Below are 23,201 nucleotides of genomic sequence, written 5' to 3'. Positions count from 1 at the left end.
ACTCTCCACAGTCACTCAATTAAACTGGCATGCTCATGATTTCTTTATAGGCCTCAACAAGTTTATTACGAACTTGCACTGTTGCCTCAAAAGCGACCGACGATTTTTGTTTCGCTATCATAGCTTCTGCAAGAGAAACGCTTCTGTCACCCATTTCAACAGCGGTGACTTTTTGTTTCGCTTCTTGTTGTAAGCCATGAACCGTATTAAGTGCGTCTGAGAGTAAATCGCCAAACTGAGCCGACGAAGATGCCGCCGTCTTAACCGGCTGCACTGATGGCTGTGTGTTTCTCGTCGCTTCTGCAGCCATTGCCTGCATTTCTTGAAATAGCGCTGATGATTGTACTTTCATGATGCTTTACTCAAAATAACTCTTAGTTACCTGTAATAAAGCAGAAAACGTGCCAACTTAAAATCGTTAATTTTCAGTATGTTGAAATATTTTTAGCATGTCGAAAAATTGGCAGTGCATAGAAGTGAAAACTAGGCGCCTAAGATCTGCTGATCTTTAATAGGCGCCTGAGTAAATTTGAATTAGCAGATAAAGCTTAACCTGAGGTTTGGAAAAGCAATAAGCTAACTCATTGTTTATAAACTCAGGTAACTTAGGTTAAGCGGGTAGTGCAATCCCTAAATCTCGCATTTTTGCCAGCTTATAGCGAAGTGTGCGAGGACTCATACCTAACACCTCCGCCACCTCTTTACGTTTACCATTAAACTTTGCTAGCGTATCTAAAATAATTTGGTGTTCTTTATCCTGTAACTCATCTTTATAGCTAATGATTTCATCCTCACCTTGAGAGCGCTCCATTAAAGCTGATGCTTCATGATTTACAAGTGGTGCAGACTCAATCAAAGCCATCGGTGAGAAATTTTCGATAAAAATATCATCTTCTTGAATTTCATTACCTTGGAACAAAATCAGGGCACGTTGAATAACGTTGTCTAGCTCTCTTACGTTTCCAGGCCAACTGTGTGAACTGAGCTTGCGCTTTGCACCGCTGCTTAATATAGGTGTTGGCTTGCCTGCTTTTTGCGTATGTCTTACCAACAAATGCTCGGCTAACACTGCGATATCACCCGCTCTGTCCTTCAGTGGCAACCACTCTAGTGGGAAAACATTGAGGCGATAATATAAATCTTCTCTAAATACCCCATCCTCCACCGCTTCTTTTAAATCGCGGTTACTGGTTGCCAACACTCTGACGTCCAGTGAAATGGTTTTTCTGCTACCTAAACGCTCTACCTCGCGCTCTTGTAACACGCGAAGTAATTTTGCTTGTAATCCCAAATCCATCTCTGTGATCTCATCAAGCAAAATCGTTCCCTTTTGTGCTTGCTCAAATTTTCCAGGACACGCCTGAATGGCACCTGTAAATGCCCCCTTTTCGTAACCAAACAGGGTCGCTTCGAGCATATTTTCTGGGATTGCAGCGCAGTTAATTGCGATAAAGGGCTCATCTGCTCTGTCGGATTTATCGTGAATATAGCGAGCCAACACTTCTTTACCTGAACCGCTCGGTCCAAGTACCATAACGCTGGCATCCGACTTAGCTACTTTTGCAGCCAGTTCAAGTAGTTTAATACTCTTTGGATCGGCAACAATGGGGCCGTCTGTCTCTTTTTCCTTCTCAGGTAGATAACGTCCAACCATATTAAGCAATACTTCAGGCGCAAATGGCTTAGCCATATAGTCGATGGCACCCAATCTCATCGCTTCAACCGCATCATCAATGGTCGCGTATGCTGTCATCATCAATACCGGTAATTCGGGATAGTTGAGTTTAATGGTCTTTAACAAGTCAAGCCCACTCATGGCACCCATTTGCACGTCACTCACCACCAAAGAAAAGGTTTCTTGCTTTAGCAATAAAACGGCTTGTTCCGCACAACTTGCTTCTACGCACTCGATATTTGAAAGCTGCAATGTATCAATGAGTGCTTCTCTTAAACCAGCATCATCTTCAACAACTAAAACTCTGTTACTCATAGTTCCTCCGCCTCAATTAGTGGTAGTACCAAGCTAAAACGCGCACCCTTGCCTTCAATATTGTCTGCCTGTGCAAACCCTTTGTGTGCGTTAGCGACCGAATTAACCACCGCAAGTCCTAACCCAGTCCCCTGCGACTTAGTTGTAAAAAATGGTTCAAACAACTTGTCGACTAAGGTTTCATCAATACCAGGACCATTATCAACAACTGAGATACGTACATACTCGCCACACGGCTCGCGCTCTGCATTAAGTTCAATGTGTGCCGCACTGCCAATTATTTGAATACTGTTGTGGATCAGGTTTTGGATCGCACTTGCAAGCGCCGTACGATTACCTAATATTTCGATATCTGGCTCGGGTAAAAATGCTTCCAACTTTGCTTGGTTAAGCTCAACCATAGCGTCAGCACCCGCTTTGACTTCACTCAATAACTGTTGCATTGACACTCGCTCAACCACTTGTTGTTCACCGCTTTTAGCGAACAACAGCATGTCATTAACTTGGCTTTCTAAGTCTTTTAACCGAGACATCAACTTATCGTGAAACTTTTCTCGAGAAGCCGAAGGAAGATTAGCTGCACCTAGGTTTGCACCATATAACATCGCAGCCGATAACGGCGTACGCACTTGATGCGCCAATGAGGCAACCATTTTTCCTAACGCACTTAATCTTTGCATATGCGCAACACGACTTTGGAGCCGGCGCGTCTCGGTGAGATCTGTCATCAAAATGAGTTGCCCAGGTTCCGGTGTTAGCGCGGTAATATCTAACTTAATTCTTCTGCCATCTTTAAGAGAGACTTCATGACCATCGTCCTGCTGTGGTCGAAATGAACGCTGAATAACGCTAAACCACTTTTCACCTTCGAGTGGTTCACCCAACATATCCATCGCAATTTGATTCGCCTTGGCAATCATACCTTGACCATCAAGTACCACGACACCTGCTGGCATAGTATCAACAAGATGGCTTAACCAACTCGCCTGCTGCCTAAGGTCGCTTAGCTCACCGACGTAGGCTTCTTGCAGCAAACAAGGATTGTAGCGATTCGTCGTTGGTACAAATTGTGGATTAATAACATGTGCTAATGCCATTTTTCCGCTCTCTTAAAAATAAACTCAATGGATAAAAGCAAAAAACGATCCAACTTTATATTCCTTTTAAAACATAGAGTTATATAACACTTAACAATATCAATTTATTGACACTGTTTTTATATACAGCATTGTGCTAGAGTTTTTGAAAGCCAAATGTGATGCCGCAATGAGTAGTTGGCGTAATAAATCATTTAGCTTATTCATATTCACAATTTGATAGAAGAGAGCCAACAATGACAATACGATGCGGCTGGGTGGACGAGAGCAAACCCGATTATGTTGAATACCATGATAAGGAATGGGGAAGACCTGTACTGGATGACCAGAGCTTGTTTGAGTTTATCACATTGGAATCTGCACAAGCTGGCTTAAGCTGGTATACCATTTTGAAAAAACGTGAAGGCTATAGAAAAGCATTCCACGATTTTGATGTACACAAAGTGAGCCAGATGACAGAGCAAGATATCGAGCGGCTATTAGCATTTGACGGAATTATTAGAAACCGCGCAAAAATCGCAGCAACGATAAACAACGCTAAGCGATTTATTGAAATTCAGCAAGAGTTTGGCAGCTTTGCAAAATACCAGTGGCAATTTGTTAATTACAAGCCTGTTATCAACCCCATGCGTGACAAACACGATGCCGTTGCCACCACTGAACTCAGCGACAAATTTGCCAAGGACTTAAAAAAACGTGGGTTTAAGTTTTTAGGCTCAACGACCGTGTATGCACATATGCAAGCTTGCGGCATGGTTAACGACCATGCCGATAACTGTTTTTGCAAACAAACCATTATTGCCGGTTATCAAGACTTGGATTTTACTCAACTTTAAACAATAAAGTACAAGGCCGCGTATTAAGCGGCCTTGCTGAGTTGAGCCGGTAGTAATTGATAAACTATCAGTCACGATTGAGATTATACTTTTTCATCTTCTCAACTAATGTTGTACGGCGAACGCCCAAGATTTCAGCCGCTCGAGCAACCACATAATCGTAGCGCTCCAAAGCTTGAGTGATCAAATCAATTTCAAGCTCTGCTAAATATTCTTTTAACTCTATCCCCTCGTCCGGCAGTAAGCCAACATTCGGTGCTTGCGGCGCAAAATCTTCCGCGACCATGTCCTCTTCGTCGTCACTAAAACCATCACTAAATAGTTCATTGAACGCATCTTTTTCTAATAGTTCTTCTGGATATTCAGGCTCAAACGCTTCGACTTCTATATAGCGGTACTTTTGTGGTAAATCCGTCACATCTACAACCTTGTCTGGGAACATAATCACCATTCGTTCCACAAGGTTTGCAAGCTCTCGAATATTCCCAGGCCAAGCGTGCGACTTTAAGCTGTCTACGGCTCTATCGGTAAACTTAACCGAATTGCCCGTTTGCTCATTTACTCTACGCGTTAGTTCTTTTAGCAGTAGCGCAATATCTTCCGCACGCTCGTTTAAAGAGGGGTTTTCAATGGGGAATACATTGAGTCTATAAAATAAGTCTTCGCGAAACTTGCCATCTTCAATCATGGTTTCAAGATTCCGGTGCGTCGCGGCAATCACACGAACATCTGCCTGAATAGGCTTTGTGCCCCCGACTCGTTCATAGGTGCGTTCTTGCAAAACTCGTAACAATTTCACCTGCATTTGCAGTGGCATATCACCGATTTCATCGAGAAAAAGCGTACCTCCTTGCGCAAGTTCAAAACGCCCTTTTCTGGCTGAAATCGCGCCAGTAAACGCACCTTTTTCATGACCAAAAAGCTCGCTTTCTAACAGCTCTCCAGGGATAGCACCACAGTTAACTGGCACAAATGGTCCCTGCGCACGTTTAGACAATAAGTGTACGTTACGTGCAACCACTTCCTTACCGGTTCCCGATTCACCCAAAATAAGGACATTGGCGTCGGTTTTAGCCACTTGAGAAATCAAGAAACGAACGTTTTTAACCGCTTCGGTTTCCCCAACTAAACCATCAAAGCTCTTATTTAGTAGCTTGTTCTCTTTATTTGGAAGCATGCGTAAATATTGCTGACAGTCATGTAGCAATTGCATCGTGACTTCTTGCCCAAAGGGTTCGGTGATGAGCCCTATTACATTCGGTAATGCAAGTAGCGGCCTGAGCGTTTCACCTATTAATAAAAACGGGACGGCGGGATGAGATTTTATCAACGCTTCGTGTGTTAAGCTTTGCAAAGCGCCTAGCACAAAAATTGGTTCTTGGTTGTTATCAAGGATCTTGGGCTCATAACGCTCTTCGGCCAGCACTTCATTTGCTTGACCGACAAAACTAAGTGCCGCACCTAATCCGATCGCTCTTTTGTTGTTGTTATCTAAGATCAAGACCATTGCTTGAGAACCAATCTACTTAAAATTTTTTCAATAGTTAGATTGTAAGAGAGATTAAGGGGGATGCAATACCTAAGTGGCAACTTTTTGACATTAACGCCAAAAAATCGCCACTAGAGCTGTTCTATATCAATACTTTGGTATTAATTTATAATAAACCTAGTACCGATGATGAAGACTGATTAGCTTGACCACGCAAAGCAATAGAAGCTTGCGATAAAATATCGTTGGCAACTTGATCGCTCACCGCTTGCGCGTAATCGGTGTCTTGAATTCGATTTTGGCTCGCCGCAATGTTCTCACGTTGGTTACTTGCAGAGCGAATTGTACTAGATACCGCATTTTCAAATGCGCCAAGCCCAGCGCGTTGGCTGTTTAAATCTTCAGAGACTGTATCTGCCGCATCAATGGCAGCTTGGGCACCCGCTTGCGTCGAAATGTCTACACTCAATATTGCATTGGCAAAACCACCATCAGTCTGCTGTAGCGACTGAGTGGTATTAGCGTCAGGACCTACCTGAAAACTACGAGACTCACCGTCAAAAATTTGTGCGCCACCAAATGTAGTATTTTCAAACGTTTCACTGATTTGCGTTTGCAGCTGCGACACTTCCTCTTGCAATGCTTGACGGTCACTATCTGTCAGCGCCCCATTACCGGCTTGAATCGATAATTCTCTAATCCGGGAAACTGCATCATTCACACCAGATAATGCCGAGTCAGCGGTTTGCGAATACGAGATACCATCGTATGCGTTACGAATGGATTGACTGTAGCCGTCCTGCTGAGACGTCAAACGGTTAATGATCTGCAAAGCCGCAGCATCGTCTGCAGCAGAATTAACCTTCTTACCAGAAGCCAGTTGCTGATTGAGTTTATTAGCAGTTTGCTCCGTGCGATTAAAAAAAGCAGTACTTTGTGATTGGATTTTCATATTTACCCCCATTCACTATCATTAGTTTAAATCTACGTTATTGTGAGCAAAAAGTCATCATAGTCGTTAAATTTCCTGCAATGGCTGGCATAAATACTGCAAAACCGATAGAAGTGATATAAAGTATTGAGTAGTAGCTAATTTATTGTATCGATAAGATATCTAAAGCAGTTTCGATACCCGATACTGTAAAGTTTTGATTGCACCTGTAGGTGGACACCCTATGTTTGATAATAAAACCATTTTAATAACCGGCGGCACAGGCTCTTTTGGCAAGAAATATGTCAAAACATTGTTAGATCGTTATAAGCCAAAGAAAATCATCATATTTTCGCGCGATGAGCTAAAACAGTTCGAAATGCAACAAGAATTTGACCAACCCTGTATGCGATATTTCATCGGTGATGTACGCGATAAAGACAGGCTGCGCCGAGCAATGCGCGGAGTTAACTATGTGATTCACGCCGCAGCGTTAAAACAAGTGCCTGCCGCTGAGTACAACCCAATGGAATGCATTAAAACTAATATTAATGGTGCAGAGAATGTGATTGATGCAGCCCTTGATAATAACGTAGAAAAAGTCATTGCTCTCTCGACTGATAAAGCTGCAAACCCTATAAACTTATATGGTGCGACAAAACTTGCTTCTGATAAGTTATTTGTTGCTGCTAACAATATTGCAGGCGGTCACAAAACGACTTTTTCTGTTGTTAGGTATGGTAACGTTGTCTGCTCGCGTGGCTCTGTAGTGCCTATTTTCCAAAAATTTATCGACCAAGGTCATGACCATATTCCCATTACCCATGAGGAAATGACTCGCTTTTGGATTAGCCTGCAACAAGGTGTTGACTTTGTCTTAACTAACTTTGAACGTATGTTAGGTGGCGAAATTTTCGTACCCAAGATACCCTCAATTAGAATTACCGACTTAGCAGAAGCAATGGCTCCTCACCTTCCAAAAAAAGTAACTGGTATTAGGCCTGGCGAAAAACTGCATGAAGTTATGTGCCCTTCCGATCTTTGTTTTGATACATATGAGTATGACGACCACTTTATCATCGCCCCAGGTATAAAGTTTAGTAGTAGAAGCAATGACTTCACGACTAATGCTTTAGGGGAAAAAGGCAGACCTGTGCAATCGGGTTTTGAATACAACTCCCTTGATAATAACCACTACCTAAGCGTAGATGAGATTGTTGAATTTAATAAAAATGCGCTGCTGTGAACGATAAATTATGATCCCTTACGGTAAACAAGATATCAGTGAGCAAGATGTTGAAGCGGTGATTGAAGTTTTACACTCTCAATGGCTCACTCAAGGTCCAAAAGTGCCTGAGTTTGAAAAAGTTATAGCGGATTATTGTGAAGCTAAATATGCGTGTGCAACCAATAGTGCAACATCGGCGTTACATATTGCTTGTTTAGCAATTGGAGTTGGTAAAGGCGATTATGTTTGGACGTCACCAATTTCGTTTGTTGCGTCGGCTAACTGCGCTCTTTACTGTGGCGCACACATTGATTTTGTCGATATTGAGTTAGAGACGGGCAATATGTCAGTTGAAAAGTTGGCTGAGAAACTGGTTGAAGCCAAACGACTCAATAAACTCCCCAAAGTCATCATTCCTGTACATCTAGCGGGCCAATCTTGCGACATGGAAAACATCCATAAGCTGGCAAAAAAATATAGTATTCGAATTATCGAAGATGCTTCACATGCAATTGGAGCAAAGTACCTGGGCAAAGCGGTAGGGGGATGTCAGTATTCAGACATAACAATCTTTAGCTTTCATCCCGTCAAAATTGTGACATCTGCCGAGGGTGGCATGGCAACAACCAATTGCGCATATTTAAATAAATCAATGCAGCGTTTAAGAAGCCATGGCGTAACCAATAAACAAGAAGATATGACCGAACCTAGCCATGGCCCTTGGTATTATCAACAACTAGAGCTTGGCTTTAATTATCGAATGACTGAACTACAAGCTGCTCTTGGAATTAGTCAAGTCAAAAGGTTAGACGAGTTCGTAACCATTAGAAATCAATACGCTAAACACTACATGCAACACCTCGTTGGGCTGCCCGTCGAACACTTAGCGCAAGACTCTAACTGTTATTCTAGCTACCACCTATTTATTATTCGATTACACAAGCAAGCTAAAATGGCTCATAACGCACTGATATGCCACCTTAGAAAGAGGGGAATATGCGCTCATATGCACTATATTCCTATTCATCTACAACCCTATTACAAAGCGCTTGGTTTTTCAGCTGGCGATTTTCCTAATGCTGAAATGTACTACCAGCAGGCTATCACCATCCCTCTATTTCCAACGATGACGAAGCCAGAGCAAACATTAGTTATAAAGGAATTACAGCAAGCATTATGCGATTAGCTTTAGGTACTGTTCAGTTTGGTCTGGACTATGGTGTGAATAATCCTCAAGGTAAGACCCTCGATAGTGAGCTTGATTCCATACTTAACTTGGCAGCGAAGCATAACATTGACTTATTAGATACTGCCACAGCATATGGTAACGCCATTGAGCGCTTGGGTAAAAGAGACCTATCCCCATTCAAAGTGGTGAGTAAACTCAAACCGATACAAGGCGAGCGTTTAGCTACCGTTGACATAGACAACTGCTTGCAAGAGGTCGAAAACACAGTCAAACAACTCAATGTTACCCAGCTGCATGCCATTATGCTGCATAATGCCGGAGATTTATCAAAGCCTGAATGTGATGTACTACTTCAAGAATTAAAGCGTTCACAGTTTGCTACCAAGGTTGGTGCATCTTTTTATTCGCAACAACCTATTTTAAATTTGTGTAAAAGCAATCAGCTAGACATCGTGCAATTGCCACTTAATGTAGCAGATCAAAGCGCCTTAAATACTGGGCTGCTAAATCAGTTAAAGCAAAATGGTTGTGAAGTGCATATACGCTCAGTTTTTCTACAAGGGTTGTTGCTAATGACAAGTATACCTGACTACTTCGAACCGTGGAAAAACTGGTTTAGACATTACAAGCAGCTGATCGCCTCGCTCGATACCAATCCAATAGAGTTATGTCTAGGGATTGCAAAACACTTAAATAGTGTTGATAGAATTGTAATTGGTGCTAATTCTCTTGGGCAACTTGCCGATATTATTAATAGCTATAACAAATGTGATATTGATCATAGTCAACTTGTTAGCCTAGCTACAGAAGATGAAAACTTTATAAATCCGGTCAATTGGAAATTATAGGTGCGAAACAAATTGAAACTTAATAAATGTAATAAAATGCTGGGAAAAGCAAAGCAGCTGATCCCTGGTGGAACTCAACTCCTATCTAAAAGACCTGACATGTTCTCTCCAGATGCGTGGCCAACCTACTATCAAAAGGCAACAGGAGCAACAATATGGGATCTGGACGGTAATGAATATATTGATATGAGCATAGCAGGGATCGGTGCAAATGTACTAGGTTATGCAACAGAAGAAGTTAACCAAGCAGTGATTGATGCGATCAACAACGGCGTAAGTAGCTCGCTTAATTGTCCTGAAGAGGTTGAATTAGCCGAGCTGTTAACACAACTCCACCCTTGGGCTGAACAAGTCAAATACACCCGCAGTGGTGGGGAGGCTATGTCGGTTGCAGTAAGAATTGCTAGAGCAGCAACAGGCAAAGAAAAGATCGCATTTTGTGGTTACCATGGTTGGAGCGACTGGTACATAGCCGCTAATGTCAGCTCAGATAAAGCTTTAAATGAGCATCTCATTCCAGGGTTAGCGCCCAAAGGAGTGCCCAAAAGCTTGGCAGGTACCTCCATACCATTTGGTTATAACAATATTGAAGAGCTTGAAAAAATCATGGCACGACATGGGCATGAAATGGCTGGTGTTGTAATGGAACCTTTTCGCAATTATATGCCTGATGAAGACTATTGGCCAAAAGTAGAGCAGCTTTGTAAAGACTACAGCGTACCTTTGATTATCGATGAAATATCTATGGGTTTTAGGCTCAACTGTGGTGGTGCGCACCTAAAGTTGGGTATAACACCAGATATTGCCGTATTTTCCAAAGCACTTGGAAATGGCCACGCTATCGCCGCTATCATCGGCAAAAAAAAATGGATGGAGCACAGCCAAGATTCGTTTATATCTAGTACCATGTGGACAGAACGTGTAGGTCCAGCCGCTGCGCTGGCGACCATCCGTACTTTTGAGCAAAACCAAGTGGAAAAACATTTAGCGCATATGGGCGAACAAGTCATGTCTGGTTGGCAAGAATTAGCAAATAAGCACGGCTTAAAAATTTCAATCGGTGGCATCCCTGCCCTCGCCCACTTTGGTTTGCAATACGATAACTTTATGACTTTGAAGTCTTACTTTGTACAGCTTATGTTAAAACAAGGCTATCTAGCATCAAACTTATATTATGCAATGTATGCACACACTCAGACTCATATAGATGGTTACTTATCGGCAGTGGATAATGCTTTTGAAAAACTAAAAAAGGCCATTGACAGTGGACTCTTTGAAACACAAGTAACACCAGCAACAAGTGGATTTAAACGACTAAATTAGGCAAAAAGTTATGAAGTTAAGAATTGCCGGCAAACAAATTAGCAACGAATCTCCTTGTTATATTGTTGCTGAAATGTCAGGTAACCATGGTGGTAACATCGATGATGCTCTAGAGATTTTACGCCAAGCTAAAGCTGCAGGCGTTGATGCTGTTAAACTGCAAACCTATCGAGCATCAACCATTACCCTAAACGCCAACACTGAGGACTTTCAGTTACCTACTACAAGCCCTTGGGCAAAGCATAAAAACCTCTATGAGCTTTATGAAGAAGCTCATACTCCTTGGCAGTGGCATGAACAACTATTTGCAGAAGCGAAGAAACTTGGCCTAACCCTTTTTTCTTCGCCATTTGATGCAACCGCTGTAGAACTACTTGAATCTCTCGATGCCCCTGCGTATAAAGTTGCTTCTCCTGAGATAACCGATCTAGCTTTGCTAGAATGTGTCGCTAAAACTAAAAAACCCGTTATTTTATCCACCGGAGTTGCCGAATTGCATGATATTGAGTTGGCAGTATCAACTTTAAAAAAGCATGGCTGCTCACAGTACATTCTCTTGAAGTGTACAAGTGCTTACCCCACCCCTTATGAAGAGGTTAACCTAAATACAATTGTTGATATGAAGCAGAGGTTTTCTTGTCCTGTAGGTATTTCTGACCATACACAGGGAGATACTGTACCAATTGCAGCCGTAGCGTTGGGTGCTAAGTTCATTGAAAAGCATATAAAGCTGGATGATGATAATGAATCTGTCGATAGTTTTTTTTCATTAACGGCAACAGAGTTTGCAAACTTGGTAAAAAACGTTCGCAATACTGAAAGTGCGCTTGGCCAAGTAACCTATGAGCTAACCAAGACGGCTCGTCAAAGTTTAAGGGGAAGACGCTCTTTATACTACAGCAAAGATATTAAACAAGGTGAAACTATCACTCTGGAGAATATCAAAAGTGTGCGCCCGAGCCTTGGGTTACACCCAAAATACTTACCCAATATGCTGGGAAAGAAGGCCAAGCGTGAACTGTCGTTTGCAACAAGAGCATCGTTAGATGATGTCACTGACCAATGAACACACATGCACCATATTGTTTGCGCCTATATGTGGCAGAGCAGTCGGCTTTGGGCATGTTAGTCGCTGCTTAAGTATTGCCACATATAGCAAACATAACAAAAGCTATTTGCTCTTGCCAGAAGGCTTGGACATAGTTGATGAGCGCTTAACTAATGTCACTATTATCCACAGTATCGAGCAACTAACACAATGTGACATTATTATAAGTGATCAACTGGATGCTCCAGTACTCACGATACAACAAGCTAAAAAACAATTTTCCTGCTATGTTGTCAGTTTAGACCACTACCAAAATACAGCCCCCGCAGACTTGATAATCAACTTGAAGTCGCTTCCTGCCAAGCTTGGTGAAGCGCAATGCAAAGCTGTCGCGGGGCTAGAATTCGCAATCATTGCACCAAAGTTCGAAAACTACCGAACCCCCAAAAAGGTTCAACAACAAATTCACAATGTATTGATTATGTACGGCGGTAGCGATCCAAACCAGTACACGCTTTCTACGCTGGAATTCCTGTTATCACTGGATAAAAAGTTAAATATCACAGTAATCTTAGGCCCACTAAACCCGCTTTACAAGCAGGTTTGTGACATGCAAAACTCAAAGAAAGCAACTGTGAATATTCACAGCGCACCTGTCCAGTTAGCACACTATATGTCAAATCAAGATTTAGCATTTTGTGGTTGTGGTACGTCACTTTTTGAGCTGTCATACCTTGGTACACCCTGTATCGTACGCGCACAGAATGAGCGAGAAAAAATGTTTATCAATGATATCGCTCACTATGAACTAGCAATTGATGCTGATGATGACTATCAAAAAGCATGGCAACAAGTACAAGATTTTCAGATAAGGCAAAAAATGACAGTTTCACAGCAAAATACCATTGATGGCTACGGGGTGAACAGAATCCTAAAATTATGCGAACAGCTAATTGCTGATAAGCAAACTCAAAAAGTGGAGCACTATGAGTAAATGGTTTGTAGCAGTTACAGCTGGTCGCTGGCAACTGTGTGGAATAGTAGCAGCAAAGCGCCTTGGCTATAAAGTAGTTGCCATTGATAGTGATGAAAGTGCACTTGGTTTTAAATATGCCGATGAAGTAATTTGTAAGCCGTTTTGCGCTATACAAGAAATATTGACAGCCCTTAGCAATAAATCTATAGCCGGTTGCCTAAGCATATGCTCTGATGCAGGTATGACATTGGCAGGGTTGATAATCGACCATTTCAATTTACCAGGCCCAGGTCTTGTTATAAGTCAGCGGTTAACAAGTAAAAAACTACAAAGGTCAGCTTGGCAGAATATCCCATCATTGGCCAACCCAAGTTTTATATGTAGCTCAAACTTTGATGCTCTTGTTGAACAAGCCCATCAAATCCCTTTCCCCGCTATCATTAAGCCTGTAGATTCAGCTGGCAGTCGGGGGGTACAAAAATTAACTGATAAAGCACAATTAACAGAGCATGTTTTTCAAAGTGCACTGCAACACTCCAAAAGCCAAGAAGTTATATTAGAGGCATTTGTGACAGGTGAAGAGTATACCGTCGAGTCATTACAAATAAATGGGCAAAGTACCATTCTTGCAATCACCGAAAAAAGTAAATTACCACAAAGTAACTATACGGTAGCGTACAAACTAGAAACAGCGACATTTTCAGAGCAATTATTAGATAAAATTCACAACGCGATTAATAACGCATACAGTAGCCTTGGCTATTTTGATGGCATTGGCCACGCAGAAATATTACTAGATGCTCAAAATAATATCACCATTGTTGAAGTGGCTGGTAGAGGGGGCGGCTTTTTAGTCTTCGAGTCTTTAATTCCTAAAGTTACGGGTTTGGAAATCGTGCCATTGACAATAAGAATTGCGTGTGGTGAGCAACCAAAGCTTGAAACGTTTACACCTAAACACGCTATTTTAGAGTTTTTCCCAAGCAGTGAAGGAACAATAAGCGCTATTGCCAATTTTGAACAGCTAGCAAATATTGAAGGTTGTGAAGGAGGTAACTTCTTTGAAATTGGTGATAAGGTGACATCAGCTAATTGCGATGGAGCCAGATTAGGATATTTATTAACATCTGGCGTTAACAGTGAGCACACTCAAAAACTGCACCAAACAGCCCTAACAACGATAAGTTATGAGGTAACACCCAATGAAAGTAATTGATGCTCATTTACACTTGAACTCATGGCAATTCCCAAAATTAGATGAGGCCATAAACGAACTCGAACATCAAATGACCAGTGCAAACATTAGCAAAGCGGTGCTACTTCACCTACAAATTCAGCCTTGGAGTAAAGAAGAGTTAGCTAAAGCGCTTAGCGGCAAAGGCAAATTTATTCCCTTTGTTAATATTCACCCTATGGATGAAGATGCTAAACAAGCGCTTTCACTTTCAATTAGTAAGCTTGGTTATCAAGGGCTCAAACTGCACCCGAGGCTACAAAAATATTCACCCGATGATGAGAGAGTCATTACATTATGCCGATATTCAGGAGAGCTAAACGCACCTGTATTATTAGATGCATTTCCAGATGGCACAGCTTTGATGCAAGGCTTTGATCCTCTTGCTTTTGCCCGGCTAGCTAAAGCCTGTCCAGACACCTCATTTATCTGGGCTCATATGGGCGGACATAAAGTCATTGATTTTATGATGCTGGCAAAGCGCTTACCGAATGTATTTATGGATTGCTCTTATTCACTATTGTATTACCGAGGCAGCAGCGTGGTAGATGACCTAATGTATGCGATGAAAAGCATGAGATACGATCGCATTTTTTATGGCTCTGACTACCCTGATCGTTCATTAAGCGATTCTTTAACACAAAGCTTAGAACAGTTCAAAAAATATAATGTTCAAGGCGAAGCACTCGAAAAGATACTGGTACAAAACTTTGAGGATTTGATCCGTGACTGAATTGAACAATGAAGATTACGAGCAAATCAAAAACTTTTACAACGACCGCTTCTATGCCCAAGGTGATTGTATTGGCTCTGTTGGCTGGCGAGATCAAGCCACCCAATTTTTACGATTTGAACGGTTAATCAATACATTAAAACTAGATAACAAAACTATTTTAGATATTGGCTGTGGTTTAGGTGACTTGGTGCATTTTCTCGATGCTAACCAAGTACAAAACTACCGATATGTCGGAATAGACATCGCAGACAAAATGATAGAACAAGCAAGCTCTCGGTTTTCAGGGCGGGATAATGTTGAGTTTTTCGCTGGTGATATATTTGAGTTCGCTGATGCAAACGAGCATAAACAAATTGATATAGCGCTCAGCTCTGGCATGCTAAGTTATAAAATTAGCGATAATTTGGCTCATGCTCAGCGAGTCATCACTAAAACTTTCTCTATAGTACATGAGACGATGGCATTCAATTTCTTATCTGATCAAGTTGATTACCAACTCGATAAAAACTTTCACTACAATAGCTTAGATATCTTAGGCTGGATCAAACCTTTAACAAATAAATTCGTATTGGATCAAAACTATCCATTATGGGAATTCACATTGCAAGTTTTTAAACCCGGGAGAAACATATGAGTATTAAAGCTAAAATTGTGGACTACATAAAGAGTAATCGGGTTTCTACAACAGAGGTTGCAGATGCTTTGGGAAAGACTGGTGCATTAGAACAAGTGTTACCTGTAACGCCAGAGCAACATAAAGTCGGTATAGTCCGCTGCATTTTTGCCAGTCATGGGTCTAATTATCATGTTCATGACCAAGTCCGCGCGATAGAAAAGGACGAAATCGCGCTCGTACTGACCCATGAATGTGACAATAAAGCAGTACTGGGTGAGTTAGTGAGTAAGTATTGTTTGCTTTATAAAGAAGCACAAGCACTTGTGGTGGATGGTTTTTTGAGAGATATAGCAGCCGTCAAAAGGCAAAGAATGAGTATTTGGTGTACAGGCACCACACCAATTGGCTGCGTTAATCAAGATCAAGGCTCATTCCCTGAAGCAAAGCAACAAGCATATCTAAACAAATATGAAGGTGCAATTGCTGTGTGTGATGATGGTGGCGTAGTTATCATTGAGCAAGATAGAATTAATGAAGAAACATTAGAGAGCTTACACACAATTGAAATACAAGAAGATATTTGGTTTTTTTGTTTAGATACTCTTAAATGGGATACTAAAAAAATTGTCTGTGAAAAGGCTTATTTAGAGGAGAAGTCATTGCTCAGTGAAGTGCACATACAACAGCTTAAGTCATTAAAGGGCTCGTAAATGAATAATCAGTTAAGTTTGATGGGAGAATCTACTAATATTGCTCTTGCCAACCGTGTTAGAGAAATGATTGCCGATGGTAAACCTGTACTACAATTACAAACTGGCGACCCCGATTTTGCAACCCCACAGCCCATAGTGCAAACGCTCATCAAAGCACTTCATGATGGCAATACACATTACTGTGCAAGCTCAGGCTTAGCTCAGCTAAAAAGCGCGGTTGCAATGAAGTTAATAGAAAAAAATAAATTTAAACAAGCGCATAGCACCAACGTAAGTATTACGCATGGAGCAGTTCAAGCGATTCAATTATCGTTGGCTAGTATTATAAACCCTGGTGATGAAGTTGTATTAATTGCCCCCTTTTGGCTCGCGTACCAAAGTGATGCGCTACTTGCAGGGGCAAAGGTCAAGATTTTAAAAACTCAGATGTCCGCTGGCTTCATTCCTGACCTCACAGAATTAGCATCGCTATTGAGCACTAAAACAAAAGCCATCATAATTAATAGCCCAAATAACCCCACTGGAGCCGTGTACCCAATTTCACTACTTAAAGAGCTCGCTGAGATTTGCAGAAAAAGGGATATATACATCATTAGTGATGAAGTCTACGAAGACATTATATTCAACACGACCCATACCAGCATTCAAACCGTTGCCCCTGATTATCAGAAGATCATCTCAGTATTTAGTTTCTCGAAGTCATATGCAATGACAGGATGGCGTGTAGGCTATCTATATTCCAACGCCGAGATTGCTAAACAAGTTAATAAATTACTACAATTTCAAAGTACCTGCCTCAACCCAGCTTCACAGCTTGCCGCAGTATGTGCATTACAAGACCCTCAAGTAGCAAAATTGCAAACCGAGCAAGTCGATACATATGCTCATCGAAGAGCTAAAATTCTTGATAAAATTCAGGGCACTTGGTTAGAGAAAAGTACCAGCATTTCGCAAGGCACATTCTATATCTGGGTAAATATCAGCCGCTTTAATCTCAGCGCTATCGAGTTTTGTGAGTTGCTGTTAGAGCAACATAAGCTGTCGCTTACGCCCGGCAACGCATTTGGCGAAAACTATCATGATTTTATTCGTTTTACTTTCTCAACAAATCTGAGCGATATCATGACAGCACTCGATATACTTATAGCCTTGGAAATTTAATCATGTTTGCATACATACCTGCTCGAATCGGCTCAAAGCGAGTACCGAAAAAAAATATAAAGCACCTTGCTGGCAAGCCCATTATTTGCCACGTCATTGAAAACCTGCTCCAGTGTCCCAACCTGCAAGGTGTAGCTGTCTCCACCGACAGTGATGAGGTAAAACAACTAGTTGATAAATACGATAAAGTGGTCACACTATCATCAAGAATATCAACGTTAAGTGATGATGAAACTGGGTTTATGGACCTTGTTAAATATGACTTGGATCGCTTTGGCCAACACTTTAGCTCAACTGATGTGCTTTTTACCTTGGCAACTTCCGCACTTATAAAACCCCATGACTATTCCGCTGGAATTGATAAATTCAATCAAGGTCAACACAACTTAGTCATGAGCGTCACCGAGTATCTTCATCATCCTATGTTGGCACTCATCGAAGATGAGACAGGCCACTTATCTCCATTGCATCCTGATGCCTACCTAGCGCAGACGAAAAGCTTGCCTAAGTCATATATTGATAGCGGTAACTTTTACGTGTTTAATTATAAAACAATGAAGCAACACAATATGTTCTTAGAGCACACACCTATCGCCCCGATTGTGCTACAAGCAAATAGAGCGATTGATGTTGATACCATGGATGACTGGCATCGACTTGAAGAAAGCTATAGTGAATACGAAACATCGAGATAGAATGTCATCTACTGTGTTGCTAGAAGGAGCTCTCCAATCAAAGCCCATAACTAGTTTGCAAATAGCAAATCATGGAAAAGCTCCTTCTATCTAGAGCAAACAAAGCTCACCAGCTCAATTCGCTACACGTTTAAGCTCAAACGTTTGATACAAGATATAGCAATTAATAGATTAGCAAAATATAAAATTGAAATGCCATACAAAAAATCTGTAGCTCAAGAAATTCTGCTTTTAATATAGAAGCTATCTACCACTGATAGCTTAAACAGTAATATGGACTAATTACAGCACCAAAACTAAGTTTAAACCATCCTCTATCAGGACTATTTACCCCTTCAAAGTCAACTACTTCAATACCTAATTTCGCAAGTATTGTAAATGCTTGCCATAAAACAGCAGTCCCTGTGGAAGTATTTCTATATGCAAAATCATTCGCACCAAAAAGGTAATATGCAGTATTTCCGAGCCAAACAAACACCGCCATACTCGCTAAGCTTCCACATTCAGTTTTTGCTTCAACCATCAGTGCATTTTCAGATTTTAATAATTTCGTTAGGAGCCTGCGCATTTGCGGCAGGATATTTTCATCTAATTTAATTTTTTGCCGTTCAAAAGTTCTGCAATATAAATTCAAAAATGCTTCTACATCTACAGACTCGTTGACGACAACTTGGTCTCGGTAAGAGTAACGAACTGCTTGCCTCCTTGATACAGACGCTTGTTCATATAACCTATACATTGAAGGTCGCTTAAGCTCTTTGAACTCTTTGATATCAGCTTTACATGTATACCGGATCGACTCCACGTACATAGGCTTATCATCATGATAGTGTACCCACTGGAAAGGCCGAATATCCTGTAAGAGTGGGGATAATGTAACCTGAACACTTGAGTAATTATCAACCAAAAACTCGGCAATACATTGCAAGGCTTTAAACTCTTCAGAGCTCTTCTGAGCTTGGTTTAAGTCTTTTAATTCTTTTACAAATATCCCATCGTGAACAACTAACTCATGCCCTATGACATTCTGTGAGAGACTATCAAGGGCTAACAAGCATCCCGCGACTACCTCATCTCCTTTCTTACATATAAAAGCTGAAAAATTTCCAACTAAAGAGTTAATAAAACAAGACAAAGCAAATGGGGTTGAATTATTTGAAGATCTAACTAAAGAATCCCAACTTTCATCGATAGCGCAAGCAACCATTCTATACTTGTCCAATTTAGCCATGCTTTCCCTCTACTTCTTTAATCAAACCTTCTTCTAACAACATGTGAATAATTGAGATTAATTCAAGTGCATTTACATCAATTTTTTCAGCAATGGATATCAAATCATGTTTGCCGTCGCAATAAGCAATAAAGTTAGTCAAAGTTCTGATATCCGTATAGTCAAGTGACATACTGCTTAAAGTTGGATACAGCCCTCTTTTACCCAACTGCGGCTCACAAAGTACTGTCACCTCATATGTCGAGTTGGCTTCAATTAAACATATAGCACGAAAAACAGACTCTAAACCTCCAGCTAGTCCACTCTCCGTTACAAGGTTTAAGTCGTCCAAAGAGGTATGATACTCAGGATAATCTCCATACCTTGTTCTCATTATTGAGCCAATAGGTAAGTCAACTCCTGGTGCACAATATTGCCTTTCATCGCTCCCTCTAGATAAATAATTATATAAACGATAATTTGGTGCAAAGTGTTTATACATATGTATTGCTGCGCGGTCAGACAGTGTGCACTCTGCCCTTGATTGTAGATAAGAAAAATTCCTATCGTCTCCAATGCAAGTTAAAACATAACCTGCCATAGTTTTGTTCTTAATCTCTTCGAGCCTTTCTGACAAGAATGTAATTGCTCCGATTGTTTCTGGGACAAAAACAAAGCGATAGCTGTATTTTCTAGAGCTTAATTTCTGCAATTCCCTAAATAGCGCCATAGATACAACAGGCCCAGATAGTTCATTATTGGCCATTGAAGGGTGGCAAATATATGTAGAAATTAACACCTCCTCCTCAGTCTCTCCTTTTAAATAGAGCTCTCCATAATTTAGCTCGCCATCAAAGTGTTCAGAGTCAATGTGTACTTTATAGATCCCCTCACCAAGTTGCTTTCTTTGCTTGTCAGTGAGACAAAAACCCCATCTTGGAGCATAATATGAGGTAACATAAGGTATGGCGTCTGGTTGCTCAGGCAATGAGTAAAGATGCTCCTGCAATTCACCTAAAGTTAGTTCTTCGTCAACAGCTATGGAATAGCTCATTACATGCAGGTTATTGTGCTTGAAGTCTATTATTTTGTCACCATTCGGGCCAACTACGAAAGCATCCTTGATTAGCCACTCCTGAGGAACAGTCCAATCAAACACATCCGTGCCAGTTGGCACTGAATGCACTTGAAGATTCGGCAGTTCATTTTTGATAAACTCAAGTGTTTCCCTAACACCCTCGCCAGTTATACTTCTGCAAATTGGAAATAGCTGCTTGGCCCAATGGTGCATTTCGCTAGCAATACTCATGAAATAACTTGATGATTTAATCATTCTTAATGCTCCAAGACATTAACAGCCCTCCCTCACTATCAATTTTTGACAGAGGTCTCTGCTCAAGTTTGAAGCCTATCTTTTGATAAACAGATATTGCACGCGTATTATTTTTACTAACTCCCAAAACCATTAATTCGGTGTCAAACTCCGAGCTGGCATACTCTGCAAATGCACAAATCACCTCGGCAGCAACACCTTTTCCTTGATAAGATTTCTCACCAATTAGGATCCCCATCTCAACAATACTTTTATCCTTTTTTAAGAACTCAAATTTCACATTGCCTATGTGTACACCTTCAGCTTTATCAAATATTCCTAGCAGAAAGCAGTTCTCATCAAGTCTGAATTGCTCAATATAATCTCTTAGCTCATCAATACTAAAATTAGTATTAGTTAGATACCTAGCTTCACTGCCTTTTAGCCAAGATAAGTATCGCTTTGTTGCGTGCTCTTGCGTTAGCTCATTCAAGAAAAATCTTTTTGTGGAAATCATAAAACCTACTTCTTTAATACTATGTTCCACCCTGAAGTTTTTTGGTCAGTGCCATAGACTTCTATGCTTGTATGCTCTAAATGAATGAGCTCAAAATCTTCCGTTAATTGTTTAATTATATCGCTATCGAAGAAGTGTACTTTACCAACTCCAGAAAACGGTCCCTCTTTATAACCTGTTCTGACATAACCATCATCATCAACCGGAGCACCGCCACTGTACTGGCTGTGTTTTGTACTAAACCAATCTGTGATGATAATAAATCCACCATCATTGAGGTGCGCATGCGCTAACTTTAAATATCTTTTGATTGAGGACGTGTCGTTGTGAACTGAAGCGCCCCTATCTACAATCAAGTCAAAATTTTCTTTAAAAGGTATAGAGCTTGTAAAGTCAGCCACTGCTAGCGTATTAACTAATTGTGGAAACTTCTGTTTCAGTGATGAGATAATATATTCACTACCATCTAGACCATAAACTTTATCGGTGTAGGCTAAGAAAAAAGGTAAGTTAGCTCCAGCTCCACACCCTACCTCCAAAACTTTACAAGCCCTTTCAGTAGTTACCAAATCAGTATGCCTAAGACATAAGCTTACAAGTTGACTCCATGGCCATACGGAAAAATGTTTGTTGTTTTTGTATAAGTCGTTCCACTCTGGTGAAAATCCCATGTTGTCTCCTAATTAAAAAATGCGCGCCTCAATCTCATGGTTAATGGCTTTAATTACGTCAGATTGAAGCCAGACAGAACCACTATGCCGCCCAGCAATAATAACATTTTCGAGCTCTGCTTCTACCTTACCTCGAATTTCATTAGATAATTTCTGTAATTTTTTGTCCGGTACTGGGAAAGTACTATGAATTACTTGTTTTGATTCGTCAGTTAGGTGATGCTCTTCTCCGATAATTTCCATGTCACGCAATTCCTTCAAAATTTCTTCACTACTAATGCGTTGACTTTCTTCAGGACTAGATAAAACTTCGACGGTCACCCTGCTATCATGAGCCGTACATCCTGTAAAGTTATTGTAAAAGGTTAGCCTAAACGATCTATAGTTCTTGTCCCAATTCCAAACGTAGTGATTCTTACAATTGAATAAAGGTTTATCAAAAGAGTAATGGAAAAGGTTTGCTGTTCTTAAAAGAGGTTTATAACTAAAACTACACTCGATATTACTAAGCTTTAGTAATATTGATGGTGGGACAGTCCAAATTACTAGATCGCTGCTGTAAATTTTACCATCAGAAGTGATTATACTAGTTACTTTCTTTTTAGACACATCAAGTTTCTTAATTTCAGTTGAGGTAAGGATATTAACCCCATTTTTAACTGCCCTTTCATGCATCTTATCTATCCAAAACTGTATTCCTTTTTTATCCTTAGGATATAAGTAACATTCTTGAGTGGTTATTTTTTCTGAATAATATTTACTAGAACTATAAGCAAGCTTTTCATCATATTTAGGTATTTTCTTTAAACTTTCAGTCGTTATGTCATCTAAAGCCACTACTCTATTAAGACCAAAATAACCAACTCTCGGCTGGATAGATAATAAATCAACATCATCTCCATAGAGTTTATAAACAGTTGGCTTAAACAGCTCATGGTATAAGTATTCACCAAGGTGAGACTTTGCATATTCGCTGAAGGTATCACTAGTGGTAATTGTTTCAGCAGAAATTAGCTGGCCAAGTGCTTTGTGATATTCACAGTCAGGTAAATTACGAATATCAACGACTTGAGTATCGAATGTCCACTTATTAAATGCAAAGTTACCCGAGTTCAAGTAAGAAAACTGATACCAGTTGTTTTCGAAGTCAGTTTCGTCAAATAAAATATCATCTATGCTGTCAACACCAGTCTTAGACGCAAAGTGCGTACCCTGATCGTAGTAAACCCCACTTTCCGATTGAAAACAATTAAGAAGCCCGCCACAACTTGGACTCCCCTCAATCAAAGTGATGTTGAGGTTTTTATTCTTAGCAAGCTTATTTACTGCAAATAAGCCTGAAAGTCCTCCCCCGACCACTACAACATTCTGCTTTTGCATT

At 40.7% G+C, this 23,201-nt stretch carries 23 protein-coding genes; 13 read left to right on the top strand and 10 right to left on the bottom strand.

Annotation, left to right across the window (positions count from 1 at the left end; translation table 11 throughout):
* Window positions 1–19 precede the first annotated feature (19 nt).
* From fliE to GSF13_RS11790, 3 genes are all read right to left on the bottom strand, one after another.
* A complete protein-coding gene (fliE, locus tag GSF13_RS11800) occupies window positions 20–352 on the bottom strand; it encodes a flagellar hook-basal body complex protein FliE (protein ID WP_010369155.1) in 333 nt (110 codons plus the stop codon).
* 258 nt (window positions 353–610) lie between these two features.
* Window positions 611–1,990 (bottom strand): sigma-54 dependent transcriptional regulator, encoded by a 1,380-nt coding sequence (locus tag GSF13_RS11795; protein ID WP_010606354.1) that lies wholly within the window; start codon window positions 1,988–1,990, stop codon window positions 611–613.
* On the bottom strand, window positions 1,987–3,087 hold the full coding sequence (locus tag GSF13_RS11790) for an ATP-binding protein (protein WP_174168552.1): 1,101 nt from the start codon (window positions 3,085–3,087) through the stop codon (window positions 1,987–1,989). Before GSF13_RS11790 ends, GSF13_RS11795 begins: the two co-directional genes overlap by 4 nt.
* Before the next feature lie 236 nt (window positions 3,088–3,323).
* Here GSF13_RS11790 and GSF13_RS11785 point away from each other — a divergent pair, with 236 nt between their 5' ends.
* On the top strand, window positions 3,324–3,923 hold the full coding sequence (locus GSF13_RS11785; protein WP_206471582.1) for a DNA-3-methyladenine glycosylase I: 600 nt from the start codon (window positions 3,324–3,326) through the stop codon (window positions 3,921–3,923).
* Window positions 3,924–3,990: 67 nt separating this feature from the next.
* Here GSF13_RS11785 and GSF13_RS11780 read toward each other — a convergent pair whose 3' ends face one another.
* Both GSF13_RS11780 and GSF13_RS11775 read right to left on the bottom strand, forming a co-directional pair.
* Window positions 3,991–5,430, bottom strand: a complete 1,440-nt coding sequence (locus tag GSF13_RS11780; protein ID WP_069018753.1) for a sigma-54 dependent transcriptional regulator — start codon at window positions 5,428–5,430, stop codon at window positions 3,991–3,993.
* 148 nt (window positions 5,431–5,578) lie between these two features.
* Entirely contained in the window at window positions 5,579–6,364 is a 786-nt protein-coding gene (locus GSF13_RS11775; protein ID WP_211868469.1) for a flagellin, read from the bottom strand.
* A gap of 223 nt (window positions 6,365–6,587) precedes the next feature.
* On the opposite strand from GSF13_RS11775, the gene pseB reads away from it, so the two are divergent.
* From pseB to GSF13_RS11715, 12 genes are read left to right on the top strand one after another with little or no spacing between them, the layout of a single operon-like run.
* Entirely contained in the window at window positions 6,588–7,589 is a 1,002-nt protein-coding gene (pseB, locus tag GSF13_RS11770; protein ID WP_211868467.1) for a UDP-N-acetylglucosamine 4,6-dehydratase (inverting), read from the top strand.
* 10 nt (window positions 7,590–7,599) lie between these two features.
* Complete coding sequence (gene pseC, locus GSF13_RS11765; protein WP_211868465.1) at window positions 7,600–8,757, top strand: UDP-4-amino-4,6-dideoxy-N-acetyl-beta-L-altrosamine transaminase; 1,158 nt, start codon at window positions 7,600–7,602, stop codon at window positions 8,755–8,757.
* Complete coding sequence (locus GSF13_RS11760) at window positions 8,748–9,608, top strand: aldo/keto reductase (RefSeq protein WP_211868463.1); 861 nt, start codon at window positions 8,748–8,750, stop codon at window positions 9,606–9,608. The genes pseC and GSF13_RS11760 overlap by 10 nt, the downstream gene beginning before the upstream one ends.
* Window positions 9,609–9,620: 12 nt before the next feature.
* Window positions 9,621–10,931 (top strand): aminotransferase class III-fold pyridoxal phosphate-dependent enzyme, encoded by a 1,311-nt coding sequence (locus GSF13_RS11755; protein ID WP_211868461.1) that lies wholly within the window; start codon window positions 9,621–9,623, stop codon window positions 10,929–10,931.
* 10 nt (window positions 10,932–10,941) lie between these two features.
* Window positions 10,942–11,997, top strand: coding sequence for a pseudaminic acid synthase (gene pseI, locus GSF13_RS11750; protein ID WP_095728214.1), 1,056 nt, complete (start codon window positions 10,942–10,944; stop codon window positions 11,995–11,997).
* Window positions 11,978–12,973 carry a hypothetical protein gene (locus GSF13_RS11745; protein ID WP_211868459.1) on the top strand — a complete coding sequence of 332 codons (996 nt, stop codon included), beginning with the start codon at window positions 11,978–11,980 and terminating at the stop codon, window positions 12,971–12,973. The genes pseI and GSF13_RS11745 overlap by 20 nt, the downstream gene beginning before the upstream one ends.
* The gene (locus GSF13_RS11740) at window positions 12,966–14,171 is read left to right on the top strand and encodes an ATP-grasp domain-containing protein (protein ID WP_211868456.1); all 1,206 of its coding nucleotides are present in this window, start codon (window positions 12,966–12,968) and stop codon (window positions 14,169–14,171) included. Before GSF13_RS11745 ends, GSF13_RS11740 begins: the two co-directional genes overlap by 8 nt.
* Complete coding sequence (locus tag GSF13_RS11735; protein WP_211868454.1) at window positions 14,158–14,922, top strand: amidohydrolase family protein; 765 nt, start codon at window positions 14,158–14,160, stop codon at window positions 14,920–14,922. The genes GSF13_RS11740 and GSF13_RS11735 overlap by 14 nt, the downstream gene beginning before the upstream one ends.
* Window positions 14,915–15,559 carry a class I SAM-dependent methyltransferase gene (locus GSF13_RS11730; RefSeq protein WP_211868452.1) on the top strand — a complete coding sequence of 215 codons (645 nt, stop codon included), beginning with the start codon at window positions 14,915–14,917 and terminating at the stop codon, window positions 15,557–15,559. The genes GSF13_RS11735 and GSF13_RS11730 overlap by 8 nt, the downstream gene beginning before the upstream one ends.
* A complete protein-coding gene (locus GSF13_RS11725) occupies window positions 15,556–16,251 on the top strand; it encodes a hypothetical protein (protein ID WP_211868450.1) in 696 nt (231 codons plus the stop codon). Before GSF13_RS11730 ends, GSF13_RS11725 begins: the two co-directional genes overlap by 4 nt.
* Window positions 16,252–17,415: an aminotransferase class I/II-fold pyridoxal phosphate-dependent enzyme gene (locus GSF13_RS11720; protein ID WP_211868448.1), complete on the top strand. Its 1,164-nt coding sequence runs from the start codon at window positions 16,252–16,254 to the stop codon at window positions 17,413–17,415.
* A 2-nt stretch (window positions 17,416–17,417) separates the two neighbouring features.
* Entirely contained in the window at window positions 17,418–18,110 is a 693-nt protein-coding gene (locus tag GSF13_RS11715) for an acylneuraminate cytidylyltransferase family protein (RefSeq protein ID WP_211868446.1), read from the top strand.
* A 247-nt stretch (window positions 18,111–18,357) separates the two neighbouring features.
* Here the strand turns inward: GSF13_RS11715 and GSF13_RS11710 are convergent, their stop codons facing one another.
* Genes GSF13_RS11710 through GSF13_RS11690 form a run of 5 tightly spaced genes read right to left on the bottom strand, consistent with a single transcriptional unit; the run spans window position 18,358 to window position 23,200 of the window.
* Window positions 18,358–19,341, bottom strand: coding sequence for a GNAT family N-acetyltransferase (locus tag GSF13_RS11710; protein WP_211868444.1), 984 nt, complete (start codon window positions 19,339–19,341; stop codon window positions 18,358–18,360).
* On the bottom strand, window positions 19,334–20,653 hold the full coding sequence (locus GSF13_RS11705) for a DUF4910 domain-containing protein (protein WP_211868441.1): 1,320 nt from the start codon (window positions 20,651–20,653) through the stop codon (window positions 19,334–19,336). The genes GSF13_RS11710 and GSF13_RS11705 overlap by 8 nt, the downstream gene beginning before the upstream one ends.
* Complete coding sequence (locus GSF13_RS11700) at window positions 20,646–21,149, bottom strand: GNAT family N-acetyltransferase (protein WP_211868439.1); 504 nt, start codon at window positions 21,147–21,149, stop codon at window positions 20,646–20,648. The genes GSF13_RS11705 and GSF13_RS11700 overlap by 8 nt, the downstream gene beginning before the upstream one ends.
* Before the next feature lie 5 nt (window positions 21,150–21,154).
* A complete protein-coding gene (locus tag GSF13_RS11695) occupies window positions 21,155–21,820 on the bottom strand; it encodes a class I SAM-dependent methyltransferase (protein WP_211868437.1) in 666 nt (221 codons plus the stop codon).
* Window positions 21,821–21,832: 12 nt separating this feature from the next.
* Window positions 21,833–23,200, bottom strand: coding sequence for an FAD-dependent oxidoreductase (locus GSF13_RS11690; RefSeq protein WP_211868435.1), 1,368 nt, complete (start codon window positions 23,198–23,200; stop codon window positions 21,833–21,835).
* Window position 23,201: the final 1 nt, after the last annotated feature.

Origin of the sequence: Pseudoalteromonas sp. M8 (assembly GCF_018141365.1) — a bacterium.
Classification (GTDB): domain Bacteria; phylum Pseudomonadota; class Gammaproteobacteria; order Enterobacterales; family Alteromonadaceae; genus Pseudoalteromonas.
The sequence above is the reverse complement of the archived record's forward strand: the minus strand, read 5'-3'. Positions and strand labels throughout refer to the sequence as shown.

Bases quoted from the DNA above. Each gene is read 5' to 3' on its own strand.
- fliE (WP_010369155.1), bottom strand. From the start codon at position 352: ATGAAAGTACAATCATCAGCGCTATTTCAAGAAATGCAGGCAATGGCT.
- GSF13_RS11795 (WP_010606354.1), bottom strand. From the start codon at position 1,990: ATGAGTAACAGAGTTTTAGTTGTTGAAGATGATGCTGGTTTAAGAGAA.
- GSF13_RS11790 (WP_174168552.1), bottom strand. From the start codon at position 3,087: ATGGCATTAGCACATGTTATTAATCCACAATTTGTACCAACGACGAAT.
- GSF13_RS11785 (WP_206471582.1), top strand. From the start codon at position 3,324: ATGACAATACGATGCGGCTGGGTGGACGAGAGCAAACCCGATTATGTT.
- GSF13_RS11780 (WP_069018753.1), bottom strand. From the start codon at position 5,430: ATGGTCTTGATCTTAGATAACAACAACAAAAGAGCGATCGGATTAGGT.
- GSF13_RS11775 (WP_211868469.1), bottom strand. From the start codon at position 6,364: ATGAAAATCCAATCACAAAGTACTGCTTTTTTTAATCGCACGGAGCAA.
- pseB (WP_211868467.1), top strand. From the start codon at position 6,588: ATGTTTGATAATAAAACCATTTTAATAACCGGCGGCACAGGCTCTTTT.
- pseC (WP_211868465.1), top strand. From the start codon at position 7,600: ATGATCCCTTACGGTAAACAAGATATCAGTGAGCAAGATGTTGAAGCG.
- GSF13_RS11760 (WP_211868463.1), top strand. From the start codon at position 8,748: ATGCGATTAGCTTTAGGTACTGTTCAGTTTGGTCTGGACTATGGTGTG.
- pseI (WP_095728214.1), top strand. From the start codon at position 10,942: ATGAAGTTAAGAATTGCCGGCAAACAAATTAGCAACGAATCTCCTTGT.
- GSF13_RS11745 (WP_211868459.1), top strand. From the start codon at position 11,978: ATGATGTCACTGACCAATGAACACACATGCACCATATTGTTTGCGCCT.
- GSF13_RS11740 (WP_211868456.1), top strand. From the start codon at position 12,966: ATGAGTAAATGGTTTGTAGCAGTTACAGCTGGTCGCTGGCAACTGTGT.
- GSF13_RS11735 (WP_211868454.1), top strand. From the start codon at position 14,158: ATGAAAGTAATTGATGCTCATTTACACTTGAACTCATGGCAATTCCCA.
- GSF13_RS11725 (WP_211868450.1), top strand. From the start codon at position 15,556: ATGAGTATTAAAGCTAAAATTGTGGACTACATAAAGAGTAATCGGGTT.
- GSF13_RS11720 (WP_211868448.1), top strand. From the start codon at position 16,252: ATGAATAATCAGTTAAGTTTGATGGGAGAATCTACTAATATTGCTCTT.
- GSF13_RS11715 (WP_211868446.1), top strand. From the start codon at position 17,418: ATGTTTGCATACATACCTGCTCGAATCGGCTCAAAGCGAGTACCGAAA.
- GSF13_RS11710 (WP_211868444.1), bottom strand. From the start codon at position 19,341: ATGGCTAAATTGGACAAGTATAGAATGGTTGCTTGCGCTATCGATGAA.
- GSF13_RS11705 (WP_211868441.1), bottom strand. From the start codon at position 20,653: ATGATTAAATCATCAAGTTATTTCATGAGTATTGCTAGCGAAATGCAC.
- GSF13_RS11700 (WP_211868439.1), bottom strand. From the start codon at position 21,149: ATGATTTCCACAAAAAGATTTTTCTTGAATGAGCTAACGCAAGAGCAC.
- GSF13_RS11695 (WP_211868437.1), bottom strand. From the start codon at position 21,820: ATGGGATTTTCACCAGAGTGGAACGACTTATACAAAAACAACAAACAT.
- GSF13_RS11690 (WP_211868435.1), bottom strand. From the start codon at position 23,200: ATGCAAAAGCAGAATGTTGTAGTGGTCGGGGGAGGACTTTCAGGCTTA.